The 13,836-nt window shown below is 64.5% G+C and carries 15 protein-coding genes and 1 tRNA gene; 2 read left to right on the top strand and 14 right to left on the bottom strand.

Going from position 1 to position 13,836, the window contains the following annotated elements; all coding sequences use genetic code 11:
- From V6Z91_RS02135 to V6Z91_RS02115, 5 genes are all read right to left on the bottom strand, one after another.
- On the bottom strand, positions 1-1,047 hold the full coding sequence (locus V6Z91_RS02135) for an aldo/keto reductase (protein ID WP_338766018.1): 1,047 nt from the start codon (positions 1,045-1,047) through the stop codon (positions 1-3).
- A gap of 18 nt (positions 1,048-1,065) precedes the next feature.
- Positions 1,066-2,109 (bottom strand): quinone-dependent dihydroorotate dehydrogenase, encoded by a 1,044-nt coding sequence (locus V6Z91_RS02130; protein ID WP_338766015.1) that lies wholly within the window; start codon positions 2,107-2,109, stop codon positions 1,066-1,068.
- Between the two features lie 65 nt (positions 2,110-2,174).
- Complete coding sequence (locus V6Z91_RS02125) at positions 2,175-2,915, bottom strand: arginyltransferase (protein WP_338766012.1); 741 nt, start codon at positions 2,913-2,915, stop codon at positions 2,175-2,177.
- A gap of 76 nt (positions 2,916-2,991) precedes the next feature.
- Positions 2,992-3,720 (bottom strand): leucyl/phenylalanyl-tRNA--protein transferase, encoded by a 729-nt coding sequence (gene aat, locus V6Z91_RS02120; RefSeq protein ID WP_338766010.1) that lies wholly within the window; start codon positions 3,718-3,720, stop codon positions 2,992-2,994.
- Positions 3,717-4,289 (bottom strand): NUDIX hydrolase, encoded by a 573-nt coding sequence (locus V6Z91_RS02115; RefSeq protein WP_338766008.1) that lies wholly within the window; start codon positions 4,287-4,289, stop codon positions 3,717-3,719. Before V6Z91_RS02115 ends, aat begins: the two co-directional genes overlap by 4 nt.
- 173 nt (positions 4,290-4,462) lie before the next feature.
- Here V6Z91_RS02115 and V6Z91_RS02110 point away from each other — a divergent pair.
- Both V6Z91_RS02110 and V6Z91_RS02105 read left to right on the top strand, forming a co-directional pair.
- Positions 4,463-4,539: transfer RNA gene (locus V6Z91_RS02110), tRNA-Met, on the top strand.
- Between the two features lie 118 nt (positions 4,540-4,657).
- Positions 4,658-5,338, top strand: a complete 681-nt coding sequence (locus tag V6Z91_RS02105) for a hypothetical protein (RefSeq protein WP_338766006.1) — start codon at positions 4,658-4,660, stop codon at positions 5,336-5,338.
- A 181-nt stretch (positions 5,339-5,519) separates the two neighbouring features.
- Here the strand turns inward: V6Z91_RS02105 and V6Z91_RS02100 are convergent, their stop codons facing one another.
- The 9 genes from V6Z91_RS02100 to lspA all read right to left on the bottom strand — a co-directional run bounded on the left by V6Z91_RS02100 (position 5,520) and on the right by lspA (position 13,582).
- Positions 5,520-6,530 carry a MerR family transcriptional regulator gene (locus V6Z91_RS02100; protein ID WP_338766003.1) on the bottom strand — a complete coding sequence of 337 codons (1,011 nt, stop codon included), beginning with the start codon at positions 6,528-6,530 and terminating at the stop codon, positions 5,520-5,522.
- A gap of 79 nt (positions 6,531-6,609) precedes the next feature.
- Positions 6,610-7,524, bottom strand: a complete 915-nt coding sequence (locus tag V6Z91_RS02095) for a DNA-3-methyladenine glycosylase 2 (protein WP_338766001.1) — start codon at positions 7,522-7,524, stop codon at positions 6,610-6,612.
- A complete protein-coding gene (locus V6Z91_RS02090; RefSeq protein ID WP_338765999.1) occupies positions 7,521-8,405 on the bottom strand; it encodes a DMT family transporter in 885 nt (294 codons plus the stop codon). Before V6Z91_RS02090 ends, V6Z91_RS02095 begins: the two co-directional genes overlap by 4 nt.
- 250 nt (positions 8,406-8,655) lie before the next feature.
- A complete protein-coding gene (locus tag V6Z91_RS02085) occupies positions 8,656-9,690 on the bottom strand; it encodes an XdhC family protein (RefSeq protein ID WP_338765997.1) in 1,035 nt (344 codons plus the stop codon).
- A gap of 12 nt (positions 9,691-9,702) precedes the next feature.
- Complete coding sequence (locus V6Z91_RS02080) at positions 9,703-10,116, bottom strand: surface-adhesin E family protein (protein WP_338765994.1); 414 nt, start codon at positions 10,114-10,116, stop codon at positions 9,703-9,705.
- On the bottom strand, positions 10,116-11,162 hold the full coding sequence (locus tag V6Z91_RS02075; protein WP_338765991.1) for a M48 family metalloprotease: 1,047 nt from the start codon (positions 11,160-11,162) through the stop codon (positions 10,116-10,118). The genes V6Z91_RS02080 and V6Z91_RS02075 overlap by 1 nt, the downstream gene beginning before the upstream one ends.
- 199 nt (positions 11,163-11,361) lie before the next feature.
- The gene (gene dut, locus V6Z91_RS02070; RefSeq protein WP_338765988.1) at positions 11,362-11,811 is read right to left on the bottom strand and encodes a dUTP diphosphatase; all 450 of its coding nucleotides are present in this window, start codon (positions 11,809-11,811) and stop codon (positions 11,362-11,364) included.
- Positions 11,812-13,044 (bottom strand): bifunctional phosphopantothenoylcysteine decarboxylase/phosphopantothenate--cysteine ligase CoaBC, encoded by a 1,233-nt coding sequence (gene coaBC, locus V6Z91_RS02065; protein WP_338765985.1) that lies wholly within the window; start codon positions 13,042-13,044, stop codon positions 11,812-11,814.
- 28 nt (positions 13,045-13,072) lie between these two features.
- Positions 13,073-13,582, bottom strand: coding sequence for a signal peptidase II (gene lspA, locus V6Z91_RS02060; protein ID WP_338765983.1), 510 nt, complete (start codon positions 13,580-13,582; stop codon positions 13,073-13,075).
- Positions 13,583-13,836: the final 254 nt, after the last annotated feature.

The raw sequence follows: 13,836 nt of genomic DNA, 5'->3' as shown, positions 1-13,836 counted from the left end.
TCACTGCCCCGGATTCGTGATCCGCGTGTGGATCGCGTCGATCCCTTCCAGCACGTGCTGCGGCAGCGTGACACTATAGGCGTCGATGTCTTCCTTCAACTGCGCCAAGGTGGTGGCGCCGATGATGGTCGAGCCGACGAACCAGCGGGAATAGCACCAGGCGAGCGCCATCTGCGTGGGCGTCAGGCCGTTGTCGCGGGCGAGCTTCGTGTACTGCGCCACCGCTTCCAGCACGGATGGGCGCAGGTAGCGCGGGCTCCACGTTTGCGGGAAGATCGTCAGGCGGCCGTGGGCCTTCGGGTCGTCGTGGTACTTCGCCGTCAGCTGGCCGAATGCCAGCGGGCTGTAGGCCAGCAGGGTCACGTCTTCGCGGAAGCACGTCTCGTCCAGGAAGCTCGTCTCGAAGTGGCGCGCCGTCAGGTTGTACAGGTTCTGGATCGTGGCGATGCGGGGCAGGCCCTTCATCTCGGACTGCTTGATGAATTCGCACACGCCCCAGTTCGACTCGTTCGACACGCCGATGTGGCGGATCTTGCCTTCGTCGATCAGCTTGCCCAGCGCGGCCAGCGTGTCCTCGATCGCCACCGACGCTCGCTCGTTCTTCGGGTCGAACGCGTTCGAGCCGAAGATCGGCACGTTGCGGCTCGGCCAGTGCAGCTGGTACAGGTCGATGTAGTCGGTCTGCAGGCGCTGCAAGCTCGTCTCGACTGCTGCGCGCAGGTTCTTCTCGTCGAAGTTCTGCTCGCCGCCGCGCACCCAGTGGATGTTCGGGTTCGGGCCGGCGGCCTTGGTGGCCAGCACCAGCTTGTCGCGCATGCCCGTCTTCTTCAGCCACGTGCCGATGTAGCGCTCCGTCAGGCCTTGCGTTTCGGCGCTCGGCTGCACCGGATACATCTCGGCCGTGTCGATGAAGTTGATGCCGCGCTCGATCGCATAGTCGAGCTGCGCATGCGCATCGGCCTCGGTGTTCTGCCGGCCCCACGTCATGGTGCCGAGGCAGATCTTCGTCACGTCGACATCGGTACGGCCCAGTTTGATCTTTTCCATGAACTCCTCGAATGTACGTCAGGGTTTGCGGATGGCGTCCGCGCAATCGCGAACGAGCGCCGGGCCAGCGTAAATCAGGCCGCTGTACAGCTGCACGAGCTGGGCGCCGGCATCGATCTTAGCCTTTGCGTCGATTCCGCGCATGATGCCTCCCACGCCGATGATCGGCAGCGCGTCGCCCAGCTCTGCCTTCAGCAGGCGGATCACGCGGTTCGACGGTTCGAACACCGGCGCACCCGACAGGCCGCCCGCCTCCGCGCCATGCTGCATGCCTTCCACGGCGGTGCGCGACAGCGTGGTATTGGTGGCGATCACGCCGTCGATGCGGTGGCGCACCAGTGCGTCGGCAATGTTCTTGACCTGGTCTTCGTCCATGTCCGGCGCGATCTTCAGCGCCAGCGGCACATAGCGCTTGTGCTGGTCGGCCAGGCGTTGCTGCGCATCCTTCAGCTGGCCGAGCAGGCCATCGAGTTCCGAGCCGCCCTGCAGCTGGCGCAGGTTCTTCGTGTTCGGCGACGAGATGTTCACCGTCACGTAGCTGGCGTACGGATACACCTTCTGCAGGCAGTGCAGGTAATCGTCCGCGGCGCGTTCGATCGGCGTATCGGCGTTCTTGCCGATGTTCAGGCCCAGCACCCCTTCGCCCTTCTGGTAGAAGCGCGACGACTGCACATTGGAGACGAAGGCATCCACGCCGCCGTTGTTGAAGCCCATGCGATTGATGATGCCGTGCGCGGCGGGCAGGCGGAACATGCGCGGCTTCGGGTTGCCGGGCTGGGCGCGCGGCGTTACGGTGCCAACCTCGATCGAGCCAAAGCCCAGGTCGGCCAGCGCGTCGATATAGGCGCCATCCTTGTCCAGGCCGGCGGCCAGGCCGACCGGGTTCTTGAACAGCAAGCCCATCACGGTGCGCGGGTCCGGCTTCGGCGCGTGCACGATGGCGCGCATCAGGCCCAGCTTGGACAGGCGTTTCAGGTTGTCGAGGGTGAAATGGTGGGCGGACTCGGCGTCCATGGAAAACAGCGCCGGACGCGCGAGGGAATACAGGAATTTGTCGGACATGGAGGGGCAATCTAGGGGTGAACTGCAATTGCCCGGTATTTTACCTTGCCGGAAAGCCTACTCGCTCAACCGTCGGCCTGGCGCGGCATTACCGCCCACACCCCCTTGCGGCGCGCTTCCAGCGGCTGGAACTTGATCTTGTAGCTCATCTTGGGACTTTCCTCGATCCAGTAGCCCAGGTACACATAGGGCAGGCCCAGTTCGCGCGCCTGCTGGATCTGCCACATCACGTTGTAGGTGCCGAACGAGGCACTCGGCACCTCGGGGTCGAAGAAGGTGTAGACGGAAGACAGGCCGTCGGACAGCACGTCGATGATCGACACCATGCGCAAGGTGCCGTCCGGCTCGCGGAATTCCACGAGGCGGGTATTGACCCGGCTTTGCAGCAGGAATTGCGCATACTGGTCGCGGCTGTCCTGATCCATGCCGCCCCCGGCGTGGCGCGTGCTCTGGTAGCGCAGGTACAGGGCGTAATGCTCGTCCGAGAACGACAGCGTGGCGACGCCGGTGCGCAGGTTGCTGTGCCGGGCCCAGGCACGGCGCTGGCCGCGCGTGGGCGCGAACTCGCCGGCCACCACGCGCACGGGGATGCATGCCTGGCAACCGTCGCAATACGGGCGGTAGGTGAAGATGCCGCTGCGGCGGAAACCGTTGCGCACCAGTTCGGAATACACGTCGGCATTGATCAGGTGCGACGGCGTGGCGACCTGCGAGCGGGCCTGGCGTGTTTCCAGGTAACTGCAAGGGTAGGGCGCCGTGGTGTAGAACTGGAGCGCGGCAAAGGGTAGGTCGTTCAGCTGCGTCATGCAGAACCTGTCGGGTCAATGGCGGTTGTTCGTATCATAGCGCGTTCACAAGATCGCTGTGTGCGCGGGCACACCGTCAAGAGCCTGCAACCACGGGCGGTATCGGCCGCCAGTCGCGAATCCGGGGCCTGGCGATGGCCCGTTTCAGGTGCAGGAGGAAATCGCTGCGCGGGATCGGCCGCGCGCCCAGCGAAGCCAGGTGGCCGGTCTCCTGCTGGCAGTCGATTAACTCCACGCCGTGCAGCTTCAGGAAATGCACGAGGTAGGCCAGCGCCACCTTCGAGGCGTCCGACACGCGGGCGAACATCGATTCGCCATAGAACATCCGCCCGATCGAGACGCCGTAGGCGCCACCCACCAGCTCGCCATCGAGCCACACTTCCGAGGAATGGGCGAAACCCAGGCCGTGCAAGCCCGTATAGCCGCGGACGATGTCTTCCGAGATCCACGTGCCGGGGCCGTCGCGCCGCGGCGCCGCGCAAGCGCGCATCACTTGCTCGAAGGCGCTGTCGAAGCGCACCTGCCACCGCCCGTCCGTGCGGCCGCTTTTTTCCACTTTCTTCAACGTTTTCGTCAGGCTGGCGGAAACCTTGAACTCGTCCGTGTGCAGCACCATGCGCGGATCGGTGCTCCACCACAGGATGGGCTGGCCTTCGGAAAACCACGGAAAGATGCCGCGCTGGTAGGCGGCCAGCAAGCGCTCGGGCGACAGGTCGCCGCCAGCGGCCAGCAAGCCGGGCGCCTCGGTCGTGAGCGCTTCGGAAACGTCGGGAAACGGGGTATGGGCGCCGAGCCAGGGGATCATGAGTCGCCGCGCATGGGGCGCGTGATGTCCTGCGTGTGGAAACCGTAGCTGCCGCCTTCCAGCATCCTGGCGCGATCGGCGAAGAAGTATTCCAGCGTGGTGCGGATCGTGGGGAAGGCCAGCTCGTCCCACGGGATCTCGCTTTCCGTGAACATTCTCACATCGAGGCTTTCCTCGCCCGGCGCGAAGTCGAGGTCGCGCAGCGTGGCCAGGTAGAACATGTGGACCTGGTGCACGTGCTTCACGTTTAGCAGGGCAAAGAGCGGGCCCAGTTCGATGTTGGCGCCCGCTTCCTCCTGCGTTTCCCGCTCGGCGGCATCGGCCGTGGTTTCATTGTTTTCCATGAAACCGGCCGGCAGCGTCCAGTAGCCGTAGCGCGGCTCGATCGCCCGCCTGCACAGCAATACGCGCACTTCGCCATCGCGTTCCCACACGGGGACCGTGCCGAGCACCATCTTCGGGTTCTGGTAGTGGATCGTGGCGCAGTGGGTGCATACGTAGCGGGGGCGGTTGTCGCCGGCCGGAACCATCAGTTCGACCGGGTTGGCGCATTCGGAGCAGAATTTCATACGGGTGGGCTAGCGGTTGTCGTTTGCCTACTTTACACCGTTTGCCGGCCCGCGCGGAACTGGCGCCACGGTATTGCCGCGTGCTGTTGACGTATATATCAGGTCTATCATGCGGAAAACGCGGATAAATATTGCCTAAGTCTGCGAAAGCCCGTATAATTCATTTCATCAGACGCGGGGTGGAGCAGTCTGGCAGCTCGTCGGGCTCATAACCCGAAGGTCACAGGTTCAAATCCTGTCCCCGCAACCAGAATTCCAGGAAACGCCATCGTTATCGAAACCGATACGGTGGCGTTTTTTATTGTCGTTGCAGATTTCCTCACAGCGACAATTCGGCTGACCCCACCGTTATAATTGCCATTTTACAAATGGCGACGACTATCATGATAAAAGCGGCGCGAGGTCCATCCTCGCCGGTGGGTCTTGTCCTTGTCGTGATACTTCACCTGCTTGCGCTTTACCTGCTGTCGCAGGACCGCGGGCGCGTAGAAAAGGCGCCGATAAATCGTTATTCCCAACTCCTGTTTCTTCTCGCTCCCCACCAGCGCCCATCGGTAAAGCCACCGGAGGCGCCTTCCCACACTGCCGCGCATATCCCGACGCGGTCTTCCAACGTTCCGGCCTTGGTGGCACCGATAACCCCCGCAGCCATTGCGCCGCCGATTCCCGCCGAGAAACCGGTAGTTGCCGGACATCCCGATCCATTCGCAGAACCCGCCCGTTTCAATATCGACGACCTCGTCAAGCAGGCGGGAAAGGCCGACCGCGAAACCCGGCCGGTGAATGAAACCACGGTCCCCGGCCCAGCCGCCGATTCAGTCGAGGCAATCATGACGAAGGCCTTTAATGAGGCAAAACTGGCTGTGCCTTTAAAATGGTATGAGGCTGCGCGCATTGAATTGTTAAGCGCCCCGAACGATCCCAAGAAGATTTACCAGGTGAAGACGGCATTCGGGACGTACTGCCTGTCCTACCCGAGCATGTACGAAGAGGTTGGCGATCGGCAGCCGAAAGTGTCGAGCTGCCCCAGGCGATTCGGTAAGGGCTAAGAGCGCCTAACAAAACCCCATGGCTGCGTTGCAGCGTCTCGCCGTACAGGTGTACTGTCTCGCCGCGCCTTGCCCTGCGGGTTTTGTTAGGCGCTCTAAGTAGCGGAGGTCACGCCGAAATCTGGCTTGAATATGCCAGGTTTCGGCATGACCAGGGCGACATGCGCCCCCGCTCGCCGACTCAGGCTCGTGCGTGCACCATGCGCAGCCAGGCCATCAGCTCATCCGTCAAGCCCCGCGCAACGCGCAACACCGGTTCGTTCGCCAACGCGGCGCGGAAACGCTCGAGCGTCTCAGGATTATCCCCGACCATATCCTGGAACAGCGAGAACTTGTGTTGAGCGACTTTCTTCGATTCCGGCATTTTTCCCTCCGGATCGATATGGAACTGCTCGCGGATTGCTTCGAACAGCGGGAACCATTCCTTTCCGCGCGTTCGATGATGACGGCGCATGCGCTCGAGTTCAACGGGCAGCAGATATTTTGCCCATGCATCGAGTTTTATTTCGCTGATTACCTCGGCGATATAGTCGTGCATCGCCACGCTGATACCCGTGCTTTGCTGGATGGCCGGCTCATTCGCGTGCATTGCATCGAGCCGCGCGATGATCGAGGCGTTGCCGCCAGTATCGCGCTCCAGCATCGTCATCCAGCGGTGGCCCAGTTGTTTCGCGTCGAGACTGCCTGGCGTGGCACCGGCTTTCATTGCCTCGGCGACTTCGGAAACAAGGGCAGCCCATTCGGCACGGCAGCTTGCGTCATTCACGATGCGCAAGTTCGCCAATTCTTCCTTGGAAAAATATTTGTCGTACATATTCATTTGCTCCAGTGTGGTCAGCCATTCGGCCAATTCCGGTTGTTCGCCCCGCGCCAGGCGGGCATGCAATTGCAGCAAGTGCGCGTGCATGCGTGCCGACTCGTTGATTCGTTTTTGCAGGGCGGCCAGCTGGCGCTCGACGATGGTCAGCGCGGAAGCGCCGGAATGGGCCAGGAAGGATCCGATGTCGGCCAATGGCATGCCGAGCTGGCGCAGCGCCTGGATTTGCTGCAGGCGGGCAACGTCGTCACGGTGGTACAGCCGGTAGCCGGCATCGGTGCGGACCGAAGGGCGGAGCAGCCCGATGTCATCGTAGTGGTGCAGGGTGCGGACGGTCAGGCCCGCGTGTTTCGCCAATTGTCCAATCTTCAGCATCGTCAGCTCCTCTTCGGTAAGGCCATCGTGAGGCCTGACGTTGCGTGAGGGTCAAGCAATATTGGACAAGCAACATTGGTCAAGCGGTATCGTCGGGCGGGGCCAGGCTGGCCCATAGGTGAGCCGCCGCCATCGTACGGTGTGGTTGATATTGTTGCAAGATCTGCTCGGCGCGAACCATATCCGGCCTCGCCTCATCGCCGGCCAGGCGTTGCAGCGCTGTGCGTACCGCCACGTCGCCATGCAGGGAGCAGTCGGGATAGCCATAGCCCCGCAGCAGGCCGTAATTGACGGTCCACGGGCCGATGCCCTTCACCGCCAGCAGCTTCTTGCCGATCTGCTCGATCGTATTGCCGGGGCCGGGCTCGAGATCGAGTTCGCCGCTGGAGACGAGGTGGGCGAAACGGAGCAGCGTTTCGGCCTTGGCGCGGGAGAATTTGCGCGTGGTGAGCTCGTCGAGCTCGAGACGGGCGGCGTCCGACGCTTCCGGATAGCACCACAGCCCGCACGAATGCGGGCGCCCGGCCTGCTGGATGAAGGTGCGGCGCAGCGCGATCGCGAACGACAGGTTGATCTGCTGGCCGATGATGGCCCACGTCAGCGCCTCGAACACGGTGGCCGATTGCACGATCCGCAAGCCCGGCTGCCGCTGTACGAGCGGGCCGAACAGGGGATCGGCGGCGGCGAATGCACAGAACGGGGCGGGGTCGATGCGCAGCCCGAGAATGCTGTGGAAAGCTGCGTCGGCGCGGCGCTCCAGCGCCGGCGCGGGCTTGCCGTCGAGCTCGGCGGTACAGAGCGCTGCCGCCGGCGTGAAGTCGACGGCCAGCAGGACGGGCACGCCGTCGAGCATCACGCCTTTGCGCAAGCCATCCTGGCGCACCTGCTCGGCAACGCTCTCGGTATCGCGGCGGTGAAAGGCCAGCACGTCGCACAGGCGGTAGTCCGGCGGCAGCGCAATGGTGCGGCGCAGAGTCGCGCGCGGCGGGTTCATGCGACGCTGGCCTTGCGGCCGAAGTCCGGCCGGTAGCCGGTAACGAGCGCGGTGCCCGCGATGACGATGCCGGCACCGAGCACGGTATGCCACCCGACCACTTCATGCAGGAAGAGCGCACCCCACAGGATGCCGAACAGGGGGCTGATGAACGTGACGGTCAGCGCGGAAGTCGCCCCCACGTCGCGTATCAGGCCGTAGTACAGCAGGTACGCGACGCCGCTGCACAGCACGCCCAGCGCGATGGCGGCAGCCATGATCCCGGTGGTTGGCTCGCCCGGAGCGGGGAAGAACAGCAGCGATGGCAAGACCATCAATGCCGCCGTCCACATGCTGCCGTGCGCGTTGGCGAACGGCTCCACGGCCGGGGCCGCCTTGGCATAGGTGCTGGCGATGCCGTAATTGAATGAGGCGAACAGGGCTGCGGCAATGGCGAGGGCTGCGCCCTCGCGCGCGCTGGCATGGTCGAACCCGACCAGCAGCGCCACGCCGGCCGTGCCGAGCGCGATGCCCAGCAAGACGCGCACGCTCACCATCTGCCGCCGCCACACGGCGCCGATCAGCGCGCCCCACATCGGCGCCGTGGCATTGAGCACGGCGAGCACGGAGGCCGACAAGGTCCGCGCCGACCAGGCGAACAGCAGGAAGGGCAGTGCCGAGTTGAAAAAGCCCAGTACCACGTAGTGCTTCCAGTGGCGACGCCAGTCGAGCGGCTTCTTCATCAGGAGCGCGATCGCCGCCAGGAACAGCGCCGCGAACATGACACGGTATTCGATCAGCACGGCCGGCCCCAACACAGGCGCGGCAATGCGCATGAACAGGAAGGAGCCGCCCCAGATGGCGGCCAGCAGGATAAGGCGGAACAGGTTGGCGGTGGACATGGTTTTTATCGATATTGTTCGGCTGCCGCCCGCGCGGGTGCAAGCCCAGCCCCGGTGACAGGCTCCGATTTTGGAGAAACATTTCCTGAAACCGGGGTCTGACCGCGGTTCTGGGAAATATTTCCCGAAATCCGGAGCCTGTCACCAGTTGTCGGAGTACGCCACCTGTTTCTTGCTTTCAGCCCCCGTGACAGGCTCCGATCTGGAGGAAATATTTCCCGAGAACCGGAGCCTGTCACCGGTTGTCGGGTTACGCTACCTGTCTCTTGCTTTCGAGGTCGACGAGGCAGGCGTTCGTGCCCGGCGCCTCGAGGGCGGCAGCGTGGTTGACCTGGAGGGTGGCTGGCACGCCGTTCTTCACCGCCGTCATTTCAGCCAGGATCGAGATCGCGATTTCCGAAGGCGTCTTGCTGCCGATGTACAGCCCGATCGGCCCGTGCAGCCGCGCCAGCTGAGCTTCGGTCAGGTCGAATTGCAGCAGGCGCTCGCGCCGCTTGGCATTGTTGGCGCGCGAGCCGATCGCCCCCACGTAGAACGCGTCGGACTTCAATGCTTCCATTAAGGCCAGGTCGTCCAGCTTCGGATCGTGCGTCAGCGCGATCACGGCGCTACGCCGGTCGAGCTGCATGTCGATCACCAGGTCGTCCGGCATGGCATGCACGAGCCGCACCTCGGGCAAGGTCCAGCCCGAGCGGTATTCCTCGCGCGGGTCGCAGACGGTGACGTGGTAATCCATGGCGGTGGCGATCTGCGCCACGAAGCGTGACAGCTGGCCGGCGCCGATGATGAGCAGCCGCCAGCGCGGGCCCTGCTGGGTGATCAATTCGGTTTCCGTGCGCACCAGCACATTGCCGGCCACCGCCCTGTCCAGCTCGACCGCGCCGGTGCGCAGGTCCAGGCGGCGCTCCACCAGCTGGTGCTGCTCCAGGCGTTCGAGCAGTTCGGCGATCCGGCTGCGCTTGGACAGGGGCTCGAGCGCCAGTTCGATGGTGCCGCCGCACGGCAGGCCGAAGCGGTGGGCTTCGTCCGCCGTGATGCCGTAGCTGACGATCTCGGGCACTTCGCGCGTGATGCCTTCGCGCCGCACGCGGTCGATCAGGTCGTCCTCGATGCAGCCGCCGGAGACGGAGCCGACGACACGGCCGTCGTCGCAGATCGCCAAGGTGGCGCCGACCGGCCGCGGGCTCGAACCCCAGGTGCGGATCACGGTGACGAGTTCGCAGCGGTGCCCGGCCGCGACCCACGCGGCGCTGGTTTTCAATACTTCGAGATCGATGCTGTCCATTGCCGGACTATACTACGGCGCCGTTTTCCCTGCCGGCGCCCGCCCGCACACGGTGTTCATCGCCGTAGCATAGCGCGTGCCGGGTTCCACCTGCTCGGCGTCGAAGGCCTCGAACTTGTAGGTGCCCACCGCTTCACCCTTGGCCATCGCCTCGGGGTAGAAGGTCTGCGAGCGAAGCGTCATGCTGCGCTCGGCGCAGTCGTACAGGTGCAGCGCCTTCACGGACAGGTATTGCTTGCCGTCGGGCGCCGTCTGTGGCTTCTTGAACGATTCCAGCGTCCACGCGCGGCGGCCGGCATCCTCCTTGCGGATCGATGCCTTGTCGATGTAGACCCAGCTGTCCTTCGTGCTGCCGGCCTTGCTCCACGTGACGGCGTGCGCCATCACGGGCAGGGCACAGAGGGCGATGAGGAAGGCCGGGCGCATCACGGCACCAGCGGCTTCTTCGCGGCCTGCTTGGCACGGATCTCGGCCACGATCTTGTCCATCGCGGCCAGCCGCGGCGCGATGTTCGGGTGCACGGCCATGTAACCGTTCGGTACCGATGCCGGGTATTGCGCCGCCAGCCGCTGCCAGAACGCCTTGTAGCGTTCCACGCCGTAGTTGGCGCGCGCCAGCATGTACAGCGCCAGCGTGTCGGCCGCCACTTCCAGGTTGGCCGCCAGCGGCTTCACGTTACCGGCGCCGGCGAGCTGCGCCTGGTCCGGCTGCACGCGCGTGACGTTGTCGATGATGGCCGCCACGGCGGCCGTGTTGCGCGACACGGCCGGGTGGCCCAGCACGTTGTGCGCGATATCCTTGGCGAGCACGTAGGCGATCGCTTCGTCGTTGCCGGCGAAATTGATCATGCCGCGGGTGATGGCGATGCGGCCGCCGTCGGCATAGGAATTGACGTTGTCGGCATTGCCCAGGTCGACGCGCATGGCGCAGGCACGCGTGACGGGCACCTTCAGGATCTGCGTCTGACCATCGCGGCCGACCGTTATCGACAGCTGCGTGCGTCCGGAAACGAGGGGTGCGAAGACTCCGGCGGCGGCCGTTTCGGCGCCCGTGCCGGTGGGCAGCGCGCGGCCGTCGGCGGCCACCAGCACATCGCCCTTGCGCAGGCCGGCGCGGGCCGCGCCGCTGCCCGGCAGCACGCCGGAGACGCGCAGCGCATCGTCGTAACCCAGCACGGCCGACGCCGCATCGGCGTATTCGCCGGGGTAGGACCATTTGTTCTTGGCGGTGAAGCCGAGCAGGCCGCGCGCCGCCGTGCGGCACAGGTCCACGTTATTGATCAGCAGCGGCGCGGCCACGCGGTAGAGGCGGTCCTGCTGGGTGACCATCTGGTCGAGCGCCGTGCGCGCCGCCTGCATGCGCGGTGTGACGAGCGGCGCTTCCGCGGCGGGCGCTCGCCCGGGTTCGGCGACGGGAGGAGAAGAGGTGGAAAGCGGTACCGTGGTGCAGGCCGACAGCAGCAGGGCCGCCATGGCTGCGCACAAGGCCGATGCGCGGTGAGGGATTGAATGAATGCGCGATGTGACGCGTGCCGCGGTTCCTGCCATGGTTCCTTCCTGTCTTATTATTGAGAGCCCCTTACAAAACCTCCATGGCTGCGTTGCAGCGTCTCGCCGTACAGGCGTACTGTCTTCGACGCCGCGCCTTGCCCTCAGGGTTTTGTCAGGCGCTCTAATGCTTGCCGGTGCTGCCGAAGCCTCCTTCGCCCCGCTCGCTGGCACCGAATTCTTCCACCACGTTGAAGCCCACCTGCAGCACGGGTACGACGATCAGTTGGGCCAGGCGCTCCATCGGTTGCAGCGTGAAAGCATGCTGGCCACGGTTCCACGTCGAGACCATGAGCTGGCCCTGGTAGTCGGAATCGATCAAGCCTACCAGATTCCCCAAAACAATGCCGTTCTTGTGACCCATGCCGCTGCGCGGCAGGATCATCGCCGCGTAGCCGGGATCGGCGATGTGGATCGCCAGGCCGGTGGGCACCAGCACGGTCTGGCCAGGCTCGATCGTGAGCGGGCTGTCGAGGCAGGCGCGCAGGTCGAGGCCGGCGCTGCCCGGCGTGGCGTAGGCGGGCAGCAGGTCCCGCATGCGCGGGTCGAGGATCTTGACGTCGATGGTTTTCATTTATTGGAACAGCGAGTGCTTGTTGATGCGTTTGGAAATTTCGGAAATCAGCTGGCGTGCCAGCGTCAGCTTGGGGGCCTGCGGCAGGATCGTGTGGCCCTGGTCGTCGAACAGCACGATCGTATTGTCGTCCTGGCCGAAGGTGTGGTGGCCGATATTGCCCACCAGGAGCGGGATGCCCTTGCGTTCGCGCTTGGCCGCGCCGTATTCCAGCAGGTTCTCCGATTCGGCCGCGAAGCCCACGCAGTAGGGATGGCCGGCCAGCGTGGTGCGGGCGGCGATGGTGGCGAGGATGTCCGGGTTCTGTTCGAAGCGCAGTTCCGGGCCTTTTGCCCCGTCGCCGCCACCTTCGGTCTTCTTGACCTTCTGCGTGCTGGGGTTGGCGACCCGCCAATCCGCCACCGCGGCCACCGCGATGAACACGTGCTGGCCGTCGATGGCGCGGTTCACCGCGTCCATCATCTGCTGGGCGGTTTGCACGTCCACGCGCGTCACGCCGTGCGGCGTGGGCAGCGCGGTCGGGCCGGAAATGAGCGTGACATCGGCACCGGCTTCGCGCGCCGCGCGCGCCACCGCATAGCCCATCTTGCCGGACGAAAGGTTGGTGATGCCGCGCACCGGATCGATGGGTTCGAACGTGGGGCCGGCCGTGATGAGGATGCGCTTGCCCGCCATGACCTTCGGCTGGAAGGCGGCCACGATCTCGTCGAGCAGTTGCTCGGGTTCGAGCATGCGGCCCATGCCCACTTCGCCGCACGCCTGCTCGCCGGCGGCCGGGCCGAGGATGCGGATGCCGTCGTCGCGCAGTTGCTGCGCATTGCGATGCGTGGCGGGGTTGGTCCACATTTCCACGTTCATCGCGGGCGCGACGAGCAGCGGTACATGGCGCGGCCGGGCCAGGCACATGGTCGACAACAGGTCGTCGCAGGCGCCGTGCGCCAGCTTGCGGATGAAGTCGGCGGAGCAGGGCGCGATGACGATCGCGTCCGCGTCGCGGGTCACATCGATATGGGCCATGTTGTTGGCCACGCGCGGGTCCCACTGGTCGGTGAAGACGGGCTTGCCGGACAGCGCCTGCATCGTTACCGGCGTGATGAAGTGAGTGGCCGCGTCGGTCATCACCACCTGCACCGAGGCACCTTCCTTTGTGAGGCCGCGGCACAGTTCCGCCGCCTTGTAGCAGGCCACGCCGCCGGACAGGCCGAGGACGACCTTCTTGCCGATTAATTCCATATGCGTTCCATGCTGTCTCTTCAGGGGATTAACGGTTCACCCGGCGCAGCTCATCGAGGATGAACAGCGCGGCGCCGATGCAGATCGCCGTGTCGGCGATGTTAAAGGCCGGGAAGTGGCCCAGGCCGCGCCAGTGGAAGTCGAGGAAGTCGATCACGTGCCCGTGCACCAGCCGGTCGATCACATTGCCGATGGCCCCGCCCAGGATCAGCGCAAGCGCCCAGCAGAACAGCCGCTGGCCGGCATGCTTTTTCAGCAGGTAGATGATGTACACCGCGGCACCGATGCCGATCGCGGTGAAGAAATAGCGCTGCCAGCCGCCCTGGTCATGCAGGAAGCTGAACGCCGCGCCCTTGTTATAGGCCAGCGTGAGGTTGAAGAAGCTCGTCACGTACAGATCCTCGCCGTACGCGAACAGCTTTTCGATAGTGATCTTGGTCAGCTGGTCGACCAGGAGGATGATGGCCGCAATGCCGAGCCACGGGGTCAGGCTGCCGCCGGAAGGCTTGCTGGAGAAGGTTTTCTTGGATTTTGCCATTGTTCTTGTCGAGTCCGTGGAACCGCCGGGAAAACCGGTGACAGGCTCCGATGTTCAAGCAACATTTCGCGAACCGGCGACAGGCACCGGGTTCATGGAAACGTTTCAAAAAACCCGGTGCCTGTCACCGGGGTTCGGGAAATATTTCAAAAAACCCGGTGCCTGTCACCGGTTGTGAAGAAATGTTTCAAAAAAACCGCTGCCTGGAAGGAGAGATGGCTTGCAGGCCATCTCCGCAATGCAGGGGTTTGCCA

The sequence above is a fragment of the Massilia sp. METH4 genome (assembly GCF_037094685.1).
GTDB lineage: Bacteria > Pseudomonadota > Gammaproteobacteria > Burkholderiales > Burkholderiaceae_D > Rugamonas.
This window is presented reverse-complemented; position numbering and strand designations above follow the sequence as displayed.